The 15,230-nt window shown below is 62.7% G+C and carries 13 protein-coding genes; 7 read left to right on the top strand and 6 right to left on the bottom strand.

The features are described from left to right. Positions 1-3 precede the first annotated feature (3 nt). The 3 genes from JQ641_RS00700 (at position 4) to JQ641_RS00690 (ending at position 2,475) form a co-directional block, all read left to right on the top strand. Positions 4-696 carry an amino acid ABC transporter permease gene (locus tag JQ641_RS00700; protein WP_192740329.1) on the top strand — a complete coding sequence of 231 codons (693 nt, stop codon included), beginning with the start codon at positions 4-6 and terminating at the stop codon, positions 694-696. Between the two features lie 9 nt (positions 697-705). After that, positions 706-1,437, top strand: a complete 732-nt coding sequence (locus JQ641_RS00695) for an amino acid ABC transporter ATP-binding protein (protein WP_211993812.1) — start codon at positions 706-708, stop codon at positions 1,435-1,437. Positions 1,438-1,617: 180 nt separating this feature from the next. Continuing rightward, on the top strand, positions 1,618-2,475 hold the full coding sequence (locus JQ641_RS00690) for a D-amino-acid transaminase (RefSeq protein WP_211993811.1): 858 nt from the start codon (positions 1,618-1,620) through the stop codon (positions 2,473-2,475). 68 nt (positions 2,476-2,543) lie between these two features. Here the strand turns inward: JQ641_RS00690 and JQ641_RS00685 are convergent, their stop codons facing one another. Continuing rightward, positions 2,544-3,302: a sulfite exporter TauE/SafE family protein gene (locus JQ641_RS00685; RefSeq protein WP_211993805.1), complete on the bottom strand. Its 759-nt coding sequence runs from the start codon at positions 3,300-3,302 to the stop codon at positions 2,544-2,546. 101 nt (positions 3,303-3,403) lie between these two features. On the opposite strand from JQ641_RS00685, the gene JQ641_RS00680 reads away from it, so the two are divergent. Together JQ641_RS00680 and JQ641_RS00675 are read left to right on the top strand one after the other, a co-directional pair. Next, positions 3,404-4,291, top strand: coding sequence for a LysR substrate-binding domain-containing protein (locus JQ641_RS00680; RefSeq protein WP_211993803.1), 888 nt, complete (start codon positions 3,404-3,406; stop codon positions 4,289-4,291). Between the two features lie 24 nt (positions 4,292-4,315). Beyond that, positions 4,316-5,299 (top strand): tripartite tricarboxylate transporter substrate binding protein, encoded by a 984-nt coding sequence (locus tag JQ641_RS00675; RefSeq protein WP_211993801.1) that lies wholly within the window; start codon positions 4,316-4,318, stop codon positions 5,297-5,299. A gap of 3 nt (positions 5,300-5,302) precedes the next feature. Here the strand turns inward: JQ641_RS00675 and JQ641_RS00670 are convergent, their stop codons facing one another. From JQ641_RS00670 to JQ641_RS00660, 3 genes are read right to left on the bottom strand one after another with little or no spacing between them, the layout of a single operon-like run. After that, complete coding sequence (locus JQ641_RS00670) at positions 5,303-6,088, bottom strand: fumarylacetoacetate hydrolase family protein (RefSeq protein WP_211993799.1); 786 nt, start codon at positions 6,086-6,088, stop codon at positions 5,303-5,305. A gap of 15 nt (positions 6,089-6,103) precedes the next feature. After that, positions 6,104-7,471: an LLM class flavin-dependent oxidoreductase gene (locus tag JQ641_RS00665; RefSeq protein ID WP_211993797.1), complete on the bottom strand. Its 1,368-nt coding sequence runs from the start codon at positions 7,469-7,471 to the stop codon at positions 6,104-6,106. A gap of 31 nt (positions 7,472-7,502) precedes the next feature. Further along, entirely contained in the window at positions 7,503-8,555 is a 1,053-nt protein-coding gene (locus tag JQ641_RS00660; protein WP_211993796.1) for an Ldh family oxidoreductase, read from the bottom strand. Between the two features lie 380 nt (positions 8,556-8,935). On the opposite strand from JQ641_RS00660, the gene JQ641_RS00655 reads away from it, so the two are divergent. Next, a complete protein-coding gene (locus tag JQ641_RS00655) occupies positions 8,936-13,039 on the top strand; it encodes a bifunctional diguanylate cyclase/phosphodiesterase (protein WP_211993795.1) in 4,104 nt (1,367 codons plus the stop codon). On the opposite strand, the gene JQ641_RS00650 is transcribed toward JQ641_RS00655, so the two are convergent. Further along, positions 13,013-13,354: a hypothetical protein gene (locus JQ641_RS00650; RefSeq protein ID WP_211993793.1), complete on the bottom strand. Its 342-nt coding sequence runs from the start codon at positions 13,352-13,354 to the stop codon at positions 13,013-13,015. The two genes, JQ641_RS00655 and JQ641_RS00650, sit on opposite strands and share 27 nt — an antisense overlap. Before the next feature lie 316 nt (positions 13,355-13,670). Here JQ641_RS00650 and JQ641_RS00645 point away from each other — a divergent pair, with 316 nt between their 5' ends. Next, on the top strand, positions 13,671-14,621 hold the full coding sequence (locus JQ641_RS00645) for a DUF6492 family protein (protein ID WP_349628472.1): 951 nt from the start codon (positions 13,671-13,673) through the stop codon (positions 14,619-14,621). A gap of 77 nt (positions 14,622-14,698) precedes the next feature. Here the strand turns inward: JQ641_RS00645 and JQ641_RS00640 are convergent, their stop codons facing one another. Next, positions 14,699-15,166, bottom strand: coding sequence for a cupin domain-containing protein (locus JQ641_RS00640; RefSeq protein WP_249150122.1), 468 nt, complete (start codon positions 15,164-15,166; stop codon positions 14,699-14,701). Between the last annotated feature and the right edge of the window lie 64 nt (positions 15,167-15,230).

Here is a 15,230-nt window from a genome sequence, read left to right as displayed (position 1 = left end):
CGCATGTTCGCCACTTTCGATTTCGACGTCATCCGCCGTTCGCTCGGCTACCTCTTTCTCGACGGCATGGCGTTTACGCTGACCCTGACCGCGCTCTCCGCGCTCGGCGGGATCATCTTCGGCACGCTGATCGCGCTGATGCGGCTGTCCGGTTTCAAGGTGCTTGGCCGGATCGCCGGGCTTTACGTCGACTTCATGCGGTCACTGCCGCTGGTGCTGGTGATCTTCTGGTTCTATTTCCTGGTGCCTTATGTCGGGCAATGGCTGACCGGCGCGTCGCGCCCGATCAGCGTCGGCGCCTTCACCTCCGCGCTCGTCACCTTCATCATGTTCGAGGCGGCGTATTTTTCCGAGATCATGCGCGCCGGCATCCAGTCGATCTCCAAGGGCCAGCCTGCCGCGGCCAATGCGCTCGGCATGACCTACGCCCAGACCATGCGCTACGTCGTGCTGCCGCAGGCGTTCCGCAATATGTTGCCGGTGCTGCTGACCCAAACCATCGTGCTGTTCCAGGACACTTCGCTGGTCTATGTGCTGTCGATGCCGGATTTCCTCGGCGCGGCGAGCAAGGTTGCGCAGCGCGACGGCCGGCTGGTCGAGATGTACCTGTTCGCGGCGGTGGTCTATTTCACGATTTCCTGCGTCGCCTCGTTTGGCGTCCGGCGCCTGCAGGCGCGTATCAGTATTGTTCGTTAGGGAACGCGCATGATCGAAATCAATCACGTCAGTAAATGGTACGGGTCGACCTTCCAGGCGCTGAAGGACTGCACGACCAAGGTCGCCAAGGGCGAAGTGGTTGTCGTGTGCGGCCCGTCAGGCTCGGGCAAGTCGACGCTGATCAAATGTGTCAACGCGCTGGAGCCGATCCAGGAGGGCGACATCATCCTCGACGGCATCAAGGTCAATGATCCGAAGACCGACCTGCCGAAGCTGCGCGCCCGCGTCGGCATGGTGTTCCAGCATTTTGAACTGTTCCCGCACCTGAAGATCATCGAGAATCTGTGCCTGGCGCAGGAGAAGGTTTTGGGCCGGTCGCACGACGAAGCGATGGCCAAGGGCGCCAAGCTGCTCGACCGCGTCGGATTGAAGGTTCACGCCAACAAGTATCCGGCCGAACTGTCAGGCGGACAGCAGCAGCGCGTGGCGATTGCACGCGCGCTGGCGATGGATCCGATTGCCATGCTGTTCGACGAGCCGACCTCGGCGCTCGATCCCGAAATGATCAGCGAAGTGCTCGATGTGATGGTCGATCTGGCCCGCGAGGGCATGACCATGATGGTCGTGACCCACGAAATGGGCTTTGCCCGCAAGGTGGCGCATCGCGTGATCTTCATGGACCAGGGCGAGATCGTCGAGGATGCGCAGAAGGACGACTTCTTCGGCAAGCCGCGCAGCGACCGCGCGCAGAAATTTTTGTCGAAGATTCTGTCGCATTAGGCCCCTCCGTCATTCCGGGGCGCGCCGTTTGGCGCGAGCCCGGAATCCATACTCTCGGTGGTGGTTATGGATTCCGGGCTCGTGCTTCGCACGCCCCGGAATGACGTTGAGGGTTTATCGGCACTAACAATTTGCGTATATGAGGCCCCTAGTATTCTTTGCGCCTTCAGGAGACTTCGCTTGGAACAGATCGCTTACGTCAACGGTTCATTCGTGCCCATGGCCGACGCCAAGGTGTCGATTCTCGACCGCGGATTCCTGTTCGCCGACGGCATCTATGAAGTCGCCGCCGTGCTGGACGGCAAGCTGATCGACAATGCGTCGCATCTGGCGCGGCTGGAGCGTTCGGTCGGCGAGATCGAGCTGGCGCTGCCGGAGACCATCGAACGGATTCAGGAGATCCAGAAGGAGCTGGTGACGCGCAACAATCTTGTCAACGGCATGGTCTATCTGGAAGTGACGCGTGGCGCCGACACCGGCCGCGATTTTGCATTTCCAAAGGGCGTCAAGCCGACGCTGATCATGTTTACCTCCGTGAAAGACATCATCAACGCACAGTCCGCCAAGACGGGCATCGCCGTCATAACCGTGCCCGATCTGCGCTGGACCCGCCGCGACATCAAGAGCGTGGCGCTGCTGGCGCAAGTGCTGGCAAAGCAGGCGGCAGCCGTGGCCGGCGCCGGCGAGGCCTGGATGATCGAGGACGGCAAGATCACCGAGGGCGGCTCGTCCTCGGCCTTCATCCTGACGCAGGACGACGTGCTGGTGACGCGGCAGAACGGCAGCGAGATCTTGCCGGGCTGTACCCGCAAGGCGGTGGTCAAGCTGGCCGAAGAACGCCAGCTCCGGATCGAGGAGCGCGCCTTTACGGTGGACGAGGCGCTCGCCGCGAAGGAAGCCTTCATCACCAGTGCCACCGTGTTCGTGCAGGCGGTGGTATCGATCGACGGCAAGAAAGTCGCGAACGGCAAGCCCGGCCCGATGACCGATCGCCTGCGCGAAATCTATGTCGAGTTCGCCAAGGCGACGGCGGTCTAGGCGGCGCTAGGCCGCCGCAGCCTTCGCTTTCACCGGGTAAATGGCGCCGAGGCCGATGGCCATAAGCCTCACCGCCTCAGCTCTTCGAATTGAAGGACGACGCCCTGCGCGAGGCTGACGACGGCGATTGCCGCGATCAGCCGCTGCGACCATTGCCGGAAGCTGGAATCGTCGATGGCCTCGAGCAGGATCCGCGACAGCTGGGTTCCGAGCAGCGCCGCCACGATGGCGAGCACGATCGCGACCGGTGAGATCGTGCCGTCTCCAGCGAAAAGCGCGTGACCGAAATAGACCAGCTTGACCAAATGTCCGCCGGTGTTGATCGCGGCCTTGGTCGCGACAATCTGTCTGGTGCCGAGGTCGGAGCGCACGAAGAACAGATCGAGCATCGGACCTGAGACGCCGCAGGTCAGGTGCAGCGCCGTGCAGAGGGTGCCGCAGCCGACGGCCTGCCGGTGCTCCATGACGTTGGGCGTCCACCGGGCCGGCAGTGCAAGTCCGACGAGGCTCACCAGGCCAATGAAAATTAGGGCCATCGGCTTGGTGGGCGTGACCGGTCCGAACGCGATGGCAAGCGATGCTATCAGTGCGCCGGCGGCGTAGCGCGCCACGATCGGCCAGCAGATGTGCTGCCGCCAGAGCCAGGCGCGGGCGGCGTTGGAGGCGATCTGGGTGATGGCGTGCAGCGCCATCGCCGGCGCCAAAGGCATCAAAGTCAGCAGCAAACCCATCAGGATCATGCCGCCGGCCATGCCGAACACCCCCGAAATGAACGAGGTGGACAGCACGGACGTGGCGAGCGCTGCGGCGAAAGGCACACTGATCATGGCGACCTCCATGAAATTCGATGGCCTACATCGCGGATTTGACAGCCGCCGCGCAAACGGGTTTATCTGGCCCATAGGCTCAGGAAAACTTGGTCTGTCCGATGCGACGCCTGCCTTCGCTGAATGGATTGCGCGCCTTCGAGGCGGCTGCCCGCCATGGCAGCTTCGTCGGCGCCGCGGCCGAGCTGAACGTGACGCAGGCGGCTGTGAGCCGCATGGTGCGGCTGCTCGAGGAGCGGTTCGGCTTTCAACTGTTCGAGCGCCGGGCCAATGGCCTCGACCTGACGCCGCAAGGCAAGGCGCTGCAGCCCGGCCTGACTTCGGCCTTTGACGCCATCGCCGGCATTGCCGAGCAGGTCACGGCGATGCGCACCACGCCGGTGCTGACGCTTGGCGTCGGCCCCTCGTTTGCGGTCCGCTGGCTGATCCCGCGGTTGCGCGGCTTTTACGAACAGCATCCCGAAATCGACGTCCGGCTCTCGACTGGCGGCGCCATCAATCCGTTTCGCGACGACTGGACCTGCGGAATCCTGCTCGGCGACGGCAACTGGGTAGGCTACGAATCCGAACTACTGTTCACGACCGACCTCTTCCCGGTTTGCAGCAAAGCGGTCGCGGCGCGTCTCAGCAGTCCATCGAAGCTGACCCGGCAAGACATGCTGCAGGTGTCGCACTCGCCGGAAGACTGGAGCCTGTGGCTCGCGGCGGCCGGGGTGAAGCCGCGCGGCAAGGTGCACGGGCCGAGCTTCGGCAACTACGCGATGGCGCTGCAGGCAGCGGTGGACGGAATCGGCGTCGCGATCGGGTTGCGTCCCTATGTCGAGGACGACATGGCGAGGGGACGCCTGGTGGCGCCGTTTTCGATCACCGTACCGAAGAAGCGGGCTTGGTATCTGGTCTATCGCCCCTTCCGCCGCGACGATCCCGGTCTGGCGGTGCTGCGCGCCTGGTTGCTCGAATCATTGGGATCGAAACCAACATCTGCTTGATGGTGGTTTGTGGTATGTTCAAGCATGCAATTCGCGCGCGATACGAAGATCCTGTCCGCCCTGTTGGCGCTTGCCGCGTGCCTCGTGTTTTCGAGCCCGCACGCCCTCGCAGGATATCCCGAACGGACCATCAGGATCGTGGTGCCGTTCGCACCGGGCGGCGGCACCGACGTGATCGCGCGGACGCTGGCGCAGGAGATGGCAAAAGATCTCGGCGCCTCCATCATCATCGAGAACAAGCCGGGTGCGGGCACCATCATCGGCACGCAGTCGGTCGCGGCCAGCCCCGCTGACGGTTACACGCTGCTGATGGGAACCTTTGCCAACGCCGTCAATCCAAGCCTGAACGCGAAGCTGCCTTACGATGCGCATAAGGATTTTGCGGCGGTGGCGTTGATCGCGCGTTCCTTCAACCTCGTCGTGGTCAATCCGGCGTCGCCGATCAAATCGATCGCCGACCTGATTGCGGTGGCCAAAGCCGAGCCCAATAAACTGTCGTATGGCACCTATGGCACCGGCACCTCGGCGCATCTGGCCGGCGAACTGTTCAAGCACATGGCCAAGGTCAACCTGACCACCGTGCCCTACAAGGGCGCGGCACCCGCGATCACCGACCTGCTCGGCGGACAGATCCAGGTGATTTTCACCACCGTTGCCAGCGCCGCCTCGCTGGTCGCGGCCGGCCAGTTGCGCGCGATCGCGGTGACGTCGGCCGAGCGCTCGCCGGCCTTTCCGGAATTGCCGACGGTGTCGGAAGCCGGTGTTGCCGGTTACGCGGCCGAAGCCTGGTACGGCCTGTACGCGCCCGCCAAAACGCCGCCTGACATCATCGACCTCCTGAACAAGTCGGCCGCCAAGGCCGTCCAGTCGGAGGCGTTCAAGAAACTCGGCGTCAACGAAGGGCTCGTGATGGTGGCAGAACCGCCCGAAGCACTCGACCGCTATTTCAACGTCGAGGAAACGCGCTGGCGCAAGGTGATCCAGGACGCCGGGATCAAGATCGAATAGGCGCTACCGCTTCTCGGCGACAAATTTATTGCGCAGGGTGCCGATGCCGGTGATGTCGATCTCGACCACGTCGCCGGCCTTCAGGTCCGGCGAGGCGCCGTCGGTGCCCATCCAGATCACGTCGCCCGGCCACAGCGTGAAATACTTCGTCAATTCCACGATGAACGGCACGATGCCGAAGATCATCTCGTTGGTACGGAAGCGGCCGGTCTCCTTCCCGTTAACCCGGATCGCGGTTTCCATCCGGTCGAGGTCGACCTCGGTCTCGATCCAGGGGCCCATCGGCTTGAAGGTGTCGGCATTCTTGGATCGCCACAGGCTGCGATCGGCCTTCTGCCAGGTCCGTTCGCTGACGTCGTTGCCGATGGTGTAGCCGAACACGCAGGACAGTGCGTTGGCTTCGTTGAGGTGTTTTGCCTTCTTGCCGATGACGACGACCAGTTCACCCTCGTAATGGATTTTCTCGGTCGCAGTCGCCGGAATCACCACATCCTCATCATGGGCGATCAGCGCGTTCTGCGCGCGGTAGCCGATCTCGGGCCGGTCAGGCACGTTCGGAACCGTGCCGGCCTTGTCGGCGGCTTCCTTGAGATGCTTCAGATAGTTCAGGCCGACGCAATAGAACGTGCGCGGGATCAGCGGCAATTCGATCTTCACGTCCTTGAGCGCATGGGATTGCGCGCCGCGCTGCCATTCGTCGAACGGATCGCCGCTGACTGATATGACCCTGTCGCCCTCGACGAGGCCCCAGGATGTGTTTCCGGCGGCAGTGAATTTGAGCCAACGCATGAAGTGTCCTTTGCTTTATTCGGCAGCCGCCTGCGGCTTGGTTTTCCAGGCGCCGGCTTTGGTGCGCGGCAGACCGAGATTCTCGCGCAACGTCTTGCCGGCATAATCCTTGTGGAACAGGCCGCGGCGCTGCAGTTCCGGCACGACATGCTTGACGAAGTCGGCGTAGGAGCCGGGCACGATGGTGGCCGCGATAACAAAGCCGTCACAGCCGCGCTCGACGAACATCTCCTCTAGCTTGTCCGCGATCTCCTTCGGGCCCCCGACGATCGCGTCCTGCACCTGGCCGCGGCCGGAGAAGGTGACGAAGTCGCGCGCGCTGGGATTGGTCTTGCCTGAATTCTTGAGCACGCCGTCGCGAATGCCGAGAATGCCTTGCATGCTCTTGAGCTCTTCCGTTGTCAGAGGCTCGTCGAGCGGCTTGGAGGCGAAGTCGTAGTTCAGCGCTTCGGCGAGCAGCGACAGCGCATCGATCTGCAGCGGCAGCTTGTTGATGACAGCCATCTTGTCCTCGGCCTCACCCTTGGTCGCGCCGCAGACGGGCGTGGTGAGATTGCAGAGGAACATCTGGTCGGGATCGCGGCCGGCTTTCGCCGCTTCGTTGCGGACCGCCGCATAGCCCTCCTTGGCCGCGGCCACGTTGCGTGCGGCGGTGAAAATCACCTCGCCCCATCGCCCCGCAAAGCGCTGGCCGCGCCCGGACGCGCCGGCCTGGATGATGACCGGATGACCCTGCGCCGAGCGCGGCACGGTGAACGGCCCGCGCGACTTGAAGAATTGGCCCTTGTGGTCGAGCCGCCTGACCTTGGCCGGATCGGCGAAGCGGCCGCTGTTCTTGTCCATGATCAGCGAGCCGTCTTCCCAGGTGTCCCAATGGCCGAGCACGACTTCCATGAATTCGTCGGCGCGGTCGTAGCGGAAGTCATGCTCGAGATGGGCATCCTTGCCCATGTTGTGGGCCTCGCCGTCATTGAGCGAGGTGACGACGTTCCACCCCGCGCGTCCGCCGGTCATCAGATCGAGCGTGGCGAAGCGGCGCGCGACATCGAACGGCTCGAAATAGGTGGTCGAGCAGGTCGAGGCCAGCCCAAGTTTCTCGGTGACCATGCCCATCGTGGTCAGCACCACGATCGGGTCCATCTTCACGCAGCGGATGCCGTATTCGACGGTGTGAGCGTGGTCATTGCCGTAGCGGTCCGGCATTGCCAGGCGATCGTCGAAGAAGGCCATGTGGAATTTGCCGGCTTCGAGAATCCGGGCGATCTCCTGATAGTAATCGGCCGACATCGAATCGTCGCGCGATTCCGGGTGCCGCCAGGAACTCGGCAAATTGGTGCAGTTCTGCGCCTGCAGGAAGCCGACCATCACCATTTGCCGTGTCATATCTTTCTCCCCGTATCGGCCAAGCGCGGCTTCATGTCAGATCGAGTTCGGCCGCGAGCTTGTACTCGCCGGCCAGCGCCCGCAATTTGTCCCAGGTCGCGTCCTCGATTTCGATGCCGGAAACCTTGCGCTGCTGCTCGCGGATATATTCGACCTCGCCCGGATAGAACACGCCGGTGGAACCTTCGGACGTTGGTGTCTCTTTCAGATAGCGCGCGAATTCGGCGACTTCCTTCTTGAAATCCTTCAGCGGCCGGAACGCGGCGACGTTGAACACCGCCATGAAGCATCCGTCATTGTGACGCCCGGTCGGCTCGACGCCGAAGCCGAGCCCGGTGAGCAGCCCGCATAACACCTCGACCATCGCGGCAAGGCCGCTGCCCTTGTAACCCTCGCTGCCGCCGAGCGGCAGCAGCGCGCCGCCCTTCCTGTATTCCCTGGGGTCAGTGGTGTGCCGTCCCTCGGCATCGACGATCCATCCCTTCGGGATTTCCTCGTTGCGCGAGACGGCCAGCGCAATCTTGCCGGCGGCGACGGCGGAGGTTGCCATGTCAAGGTAAAACGGCGCGTCGAGATCAGAGGGAACGGCAATCGAGATCGGGTTGGTGCCGAGCCGTGCCTCGCGGCCGCCGAACGGCGCCACGATCTTCGGCGAGCGGCCGGAGTCGGCGGTCGCAATGCCGATCATGCCCTCCTGCATCGCCATCAACGGATAGGCGGCGAGCCGGCCGACATGGCTCTGGCGAAACACCGTGCAGGCGGCGACGTTGGCGGTCTTCGCCTTCTCGATTGTCAGCGCCATCGCCTTGGCGTTGACGTGAAACCCAAAACCCCAATGGCCGTCGATCACGGTCGTGGTCGGCGATTCCTGGACGATGGTCCACTTCGCCCCGGGCACGATATGGCCGGCCTTGACGCGGTCGATATAGGTCGGGATCGCGATGATGCCGTGGGAATCGTGGCCGGCGAGGTTGGCGTTGACGCAGCCGACGGCGACCGCTGTGGCTTCCTCGTCCGATGCGCCGGCGGCCCTGAGCAGTGCCGCGCCGATGCGTGCGAGACGGTCGGCCTGAACGATCGGCATGGGTTTCCTCATCGAATGCCCGCGAGCAGCGGGTCTTGCTTGTTGTTGTCGTAGCATGGTCTCAAAGCGGTGGCGGGAGAGCAAGGGCAGAATATCCGTACCGGGCATGCCCGTGAGGTGGGCTCGCGCGGTTCGGATTTCACCTGACGAAAATTGGCTATCGCGCCGCCCAGGCCGTTGGTCGCCGGAGGCCCGCCGCTGCCATGGCTGATAAATCGTGAACAGAACCGTAGTTCTTCGGAGGACGGCCTTGCGATGTTGGGCAGGCATTTACTCTGAATCGCAACTTCCGGCCGCCAATAACGACCATTTAGGCCTCTCCCGCGCATAAAATTCCGTGGGGCAGCAGGCCCTTATTGTCTGCTGGGAGCTTGAGAGCCGTGAAGACCAGTATCGCGCGTACATTTGCTGCGTTGAATGCGACCAACGAAGCGATCCTGTACGCGAAATCGCCGGAAGAACTGTACGAAAAGGTCTGTGAAGCCGCTTTCTCCAGCGGGGACTTCCTGGCCACCGCCGTCTTTTTGTTGGACCCGGATACCAACCTGCTTCGGTTTGCGGCCGGATTCGGCGAAGACACCGCAAGGCTGCGCGGCATCGACATTTCGATTCTGGCTGATGCCCCGGAGGGCTCGGGGGTTTGCGGTCAGGCCTTTCGCGATCAGAAGCTCTGCATCAGCAACGATTATCTCAACGACGCGCATTCGCTGGCCTGGCGTCAGGGTGCCGCTGCCGGACAGGTCGGCGCGGCCGCCGGCTTGCCGCTGACCTGCAACGGCCGCAGCATCGGCGTCTTCCTCGTCACGCGGCGCGAAGTCGGGTCGATCGATGCCCCGGTCGTCGCATTGCTCGAACGCATGTCGGCGAACATTTCATTTGCCCTCGACAATTTCGATCATGAAGCTGCGCGCAAGGATGGCGAGCGGACGATGCGGCGGCTGAATCGCATGTTCGGCGCCATCAGCGCGACCAACGAAGCGATTCTTCGCGCCAAGACCGAACAGGAGCTCTACCAGCGCGTTTGCGATGCCGCCGTTTACAGCGGAAAGTCGGTCGCGACGGTGGTCCTGCTGTCAGAGCCGGATTCGATCTGGCTGAAGCCCGCGGCCGGCACCGGCGAGAGCCTCGATCTGCTGACCCGGACACGCTTCTCGATCGATGCCGACAACGACTACGGCAAGGGGGTTGCCGGTCAGGCGTTCCGGACGCAGCGGCTTTGCGTCAACCACGACATCTCGCAGGGTGGCCCGTGGCAGCAGGCCGGACGTGAGGCCGGCGTCGTTGCCTGCGTCGCCGTGCCCCTGATCAGGGCGGGGCAAAGCGTCGGTGTCGTGATGTTCTTTGTCGGCAAGGCATGGGCGGCGGATGAGGAGATCATCGCACTGCTAGCGCGGATCGGGGAAAACGTCTCGTTTGCACTCGAAAACTTTGAACGCGCCAACGCCAAGGCGAAAGCCGACGAACAGAAAGAGCGGTTGACACGGATGTTCGCGGCGCTCAGCGCGACCAATGAAGCGATCATGCGGGCCAGGTCGCGCGCCGAGATGTTCGAACTGGTATGCGCTGCCGCAGCACTGGGGGGCCGCTTCAATTCGACCAGCATCCTCCTCGTCAGATCAGACAGCGATTCTTTCAACATGGTCGCCTCGGCCGGGCCGACGGCGGAAAACGCCCGCCGTCTGAAGGTCTCGATCAGCGCGGCTGTTCCGGAAGGCCGCGGGGTCTGCGGGACGGCGTTCCGTTCCCGGCAGGCCTGCATCAACAACGATTTCCTGGCAGGTCCGCAAAACAATGCGTTCGATCAGGTGATTAACAACGACGGCGCCAAATCAGGCGCCGCGTTTCCGCTGCTGGTCGAGGAGCGGATCGTCGGGGTCATGTTGTTCATTTCCTCCCAGGCGGACACGTTCACGGTGGAGTTTGCCGAGCTGTTGCAACGGCTGGCCGACAATGTGTCTTTTGCGCTCGAAAGTTTCGATCGCGCCGACGAGAAAGCGAAGACCGAGCGCCAGAAGGAGAGCCTTACACGCATGCTCGCGGCGCTCAGTGCAACCAATGAGGCGATCGTTCGGGCGGGATCACGCGACGAACTGTATCAACTGGTTTGCGAGGCGGCGGCGACCGGCGGCAGGTTCACCTCCACCACCGTCGCGCTGGCAAAGCCCGGCAGCGATTTCATGGAAATCGTGGCCGGCGCGGGTCCGACCGGCCAGAGCGCGCGGCAGATCACCCTGTCGATCAATGAAGCGCGTCCGGAAGGCCGCGGTGTTTGCGGGATCACGTTCCGCTCGGGCCAGGCCTGCATCTTCAACGATTATCTAACCGATCCGCGCGCCGCGGCATTTCACGCCAAGGCCCGCGAACTCGGCTCCAGATCAGCCGCCGGCTTTCCGCTCTTTGTACGCGGGCAGGTGGTCGGCGTCATGCTCTACGTCTCCTTGCAAAGGGACGCCTTCACGCATGAATTCACCGAACTCCTGCAACGGCTCGCCGACAATGTGTCGTTCTCGCTGGAGACGTTCGAGCGCGCCGACGAGAAGGCGAAGACCGAGGAGCAGAAAGAACGTCTGACCCGCATGCTCGCGGCGCTCAGCGCGACCAATGAAGCGATCGTGCGGGCGACGACCCGCGCTGAGTTGTTCGATCTGGTGTGCCAGGCCACCGCAAACGGCGGCAAGTTTACCGCCACTTCCATTGCACTGACGAGAACCGACAGCGATTATCTGGACATTGTCGCGGCCGCCGGACCGACCGCCGCCAGTTCGCGCGAGGTGCGGGTGTCCGCCAATAAGGTCCATCCGGAAGGACGCGGATCCGCCGGCATGGCGATCCGCTCCGGCAAGCCCTGCATCATCAACGACTACCTCGCCGACCCGCGTAGCCAGGTGTTCCATGCGCGCGCCCGCAGGGATGGGACCCGTGCGAGCGCAGCCTACCCGCTGCTGGTTCGGGGGCGGGTCGTTGGCGTCATGATCTTCGTTGCGATCGAGAAGGATACGTTCACGCCGGAATTCTCCGAACTGCTGCAGCGGCTCATCGACAACGTATCGCTCGCGCTGGAGAATTTTGACCGCGCCGACGAGAAGATGCGGGCGGACGAGCGGATCGAATATCTGGCCTCGCATGACAGCCTGACCAACCTTCCGAACCGCGAGATGTTCAACGGCATGCTGCGCCGGACGATCGATGCCGCGGAGCGCTATCAGCGGTCGTTTGCGGTGCTGTTCATCGATCTCGACAGGTTCAAGGTCATCAACGACTCGCTGGGCCATGACGCCGGTGACATGCTGCTGGTGGAAGTCGGAGGCAGGCTGCGGGCTGCGCTGCGTTCGAGCGACGTGGTGGCGCGGCTCGGCGGTGATGAATTCGTCGTGATCCTGGAAGAGGCCGCCGAACCGCACGAGGTCGAACGCATCGCCGGTGGGCTCTTGTCCGTGTTGAGCCAGCCCTTGCAGCTCAGCGGCCATGAGTGCCACACCACGGCCTCGATCGGCATCGCGATGTATCCGTCCGACGGCGCCGACATGCAGACGCTGACCAAGAACGCCGACATGGCGATGTATCTTGCCAAGGAGGACGGCAAGAACAGCTTCCGCTTCTTCACCAGGGAGATCAAGGCGCAGTCGATCGAGCGTCTGACGCTGGAGAGCGCCCTGCGCCGCGCGCTGGAGCGTGATCAGTTTTCGCTGCACTACCAGCCGAAGGTCGATATGGCGAGCGGTCAGATCACCGGCGTCGAGGCGCTGTTGCGCTGGAACCATCCCGAACTCGGCCTGGTGTCGCCGGGGCAATTCATTCCGCTGGCGGAAGAGACCGGGCTGATCGTGCCGATCGGCCGCTGGGTACTGACGGAAGCCTGCGCGCAAAACATGGCCTGGCAACGTCGCGGACTGCGCCCGGTGACGATGGCCGTCAACCTGTCGCCGCGGCAGTTCGCCGACGCCAATCTGTTGCATGATGTCGACGAGGCGTTGCTGGCAAGCGGCATGTCGCCGGTGCTACTGCAGCTCGAGGTCACGGAAAGCATGGTGATGCGCAACGTGTCGCGGGCGATCAAGGTGCTCGACGCGATCCAGAACCGCGGCATCCGGCTTGCAATCGACGATTTCGGCACCGGCTATTCGTCGATGTCGCTGATGAAGCAATTCCCGATCGACACCATCAAGATCGATCGCTCCTTCGTCCGCGATCTGCCTGTTGATTCAGAGGACCAGGCCATCACGCAGGCGATCATCAGCATGGGCAAGGCGCTGGGGATGACTGTGATCGCCGAGGGCGTCGAGACCATCGAGCAGCAGACGTTCCTGCGCAATCACGCCTGCGATGAAATGCAAGGCTTCCTGTTCTCAAAACCGCTGCCGCCGCAGCAGATGGCGGATATGCTTCGAACCGAGCCGCTGCTGGCCTCGCCGCCGCTGCAACCCGACGCCGGCGATGCGCGTGAACCGGCTTCGCCTTCAAGGCTGGAAAGCACTGTCGTCTGACGGCTGCGCTTGCAAATCGCGCACGTCCGAGTCCGTGGACCTCACCTTGCGCGAAAAGTCATAAGGCCAGGGCTGGATGACCTGGCCAGCCAGGGATTGGAACAGCACGCCGGCGCCGTCGGCGTAAGTCGCGCCATCGGGCAAACCCAATCTGGCGCTCCAACGCGCCGGTAGCGCCTGGGCGATATCCCGTACCTCGACCGCCGGTCCCCACCACCAGGCTGGAGCGGGCGGCCGGTCATCCTCAGCGAGTGCGCGCCATCGCCCAAATTCGACGACAACGCGCTCAAACTGCAGTTTTGCCGCCGGATGCATCGAAAGGTCCCTTCTTGCCGATGATATCCGCATCTGCGGCCGGCGCAATGCGCGCCGGTTAACCATTCAATAACCTTACCTTCACACAGGCAAAACCCCGCCGGAAATCAGGCATCGTTTTCACGGAATTGACCGTTGGAATATCGCAGGCCTTCCACGCTTTTGTCCTGGGGCATCCGGAGCCAGCTCGATCAGGCACTGTTTATCTTAACTGCGAAGCGTTGTTTGAAGCCCTCAAGCGATCATCTATTGTATCAACCTGATCGGGATCGATCTCGATCGCCGGTCGCACAGAACCATCATGACAGGAAGCGGCGTGATCAAAGACGTAGCATTGATGACCCCGACCTATCGCGGCGACCTCGATCGCTTCGAATTACTCTGCGAAAGTCTCGATCGGTTCGTCAGCGGATACGAACGGCATTACGTCATCGTCAATGACGATGACCTGCCGTACTTTGCCAGGTTCGAGAATGGCCGCCGCACCGTGCTGCCGAGTTCGCGCTTCTTGCCGTCCTGGCTGAGGGCGTTGCCGCCGTTTGTTTCGCGCAAGGGGCGCAGGACGTGGTGGTCGTTCCGGTCGGGCCCGCTCCACGGCTGGCATATCCAGCAGCTTCTCAAGATCGCGGGCGCCTTGCACCTGCCGCATCAGCGCTATTGCATCGTCGATTCCGATAACACGTTCTTTCGTCCGTTCGATGTGGCCGCCTATGCCTGCGCGGACTTGACCCCGCTCTATGTCGACCGTCTGGCGATTCCGGCCGATAAGCCGTCGCATTCCGTCTGGGTTCGAAACAGCGATCGCCTGCTGGGCAGCAGCACCACGGTGTTCCCGGCCGACGATTACATCGGCAATGTGCTCGTCTGGGACAGGTCGACCTTGCGGGACATGACCGCCACGATCGAAGCCGTCACCGGAATGCCGTGGGCGGTGGCGCTTGGCAAGACGCGCTCGTTTTCCGAATACATCCTCTATGGGTACTTTGTGAACCAGTCGCCGACCCACAAGGCGACGCACCGGCTGACCACGCAAAGCCTGGCGACTTCCTACTGGGAACCGGATCAATTGGACGAAAAGGCCGTGATCGCCATGGTCGACAGCTCGCCGCCTGACGTCGTCGCACTTTGCATCGAGTCGTTCTCGGCAACCCCGGTATCGCTTATCCGCAAGGTCGCGGGTTTGTCGAATAACGACGCGCCGTTGCAGCCGCAAGGTCCCGCTTCGGCGCAGGGCGCGAATGCGGTCATGACAAGGGAAGCGGTCTGAACTCGTCGTTTCCGCTTAGAACGCCGGACACGTCCGCGAACGAAGTTAGTTGCTGGAATAGAATTGCAGCACTGCGGCTATTTTTCTTCCGCTCCAGTCGAGGTCGCCGGCCCTTCGCCCATAATCAGGAGAACGGCATCTTCATCCTTGGCGCCGTCCCAATGCACTTGTTTGGCGAAATGCGTGACGAAACTGCCCGCAGGCATCGGCGTCGTGTTGGCGGGATCGAATTTCGGGCCTGAACCGACCCACCAGGTACCCTGCAGCACGACGATGTAGCGGTCGTTGGGATGGAAATGCGGGCGGCTGAAATGATTGCCCTTGGTCCATTTATTGTAGACCATATAGAAGCCCGGCTTGCTCGGATCGCCGACGACGACGGCACTTTGCGCGCCCGCGGAATTGACCGGGCCCCACGGAATCTGGTCCGGCAGTTTGTAAGTGACGGCGGCAGGATTGAGTTCAGCTGCCGAGGAGATGCTGAGCATCCCGGCGAGAGCAAGGGGCGTCACGAGGTATCGCCAAAGCCGGTTGGTCGCCGTCATGGTTTGCTCCCTTTTTGTCATGCGTGAGCTGAAATGCGCTCATCTGTGTTGTCGTGGATGCTAG

This window comes from Bradyrhizobium sp. JYMT SZCCT0180, from assembly GCF_018130165.1.
Classification (GTDB): Bacteria; Pseudomonadota; Alphaproteobacteria; order Rhizobiales; family Xanthobacteraceae; genus Bradyrhizobium.
Note: the sequence above shows the minus strand (reverse complement) of the source record. Positions and strands in the feature narration are given on the sequence as shown.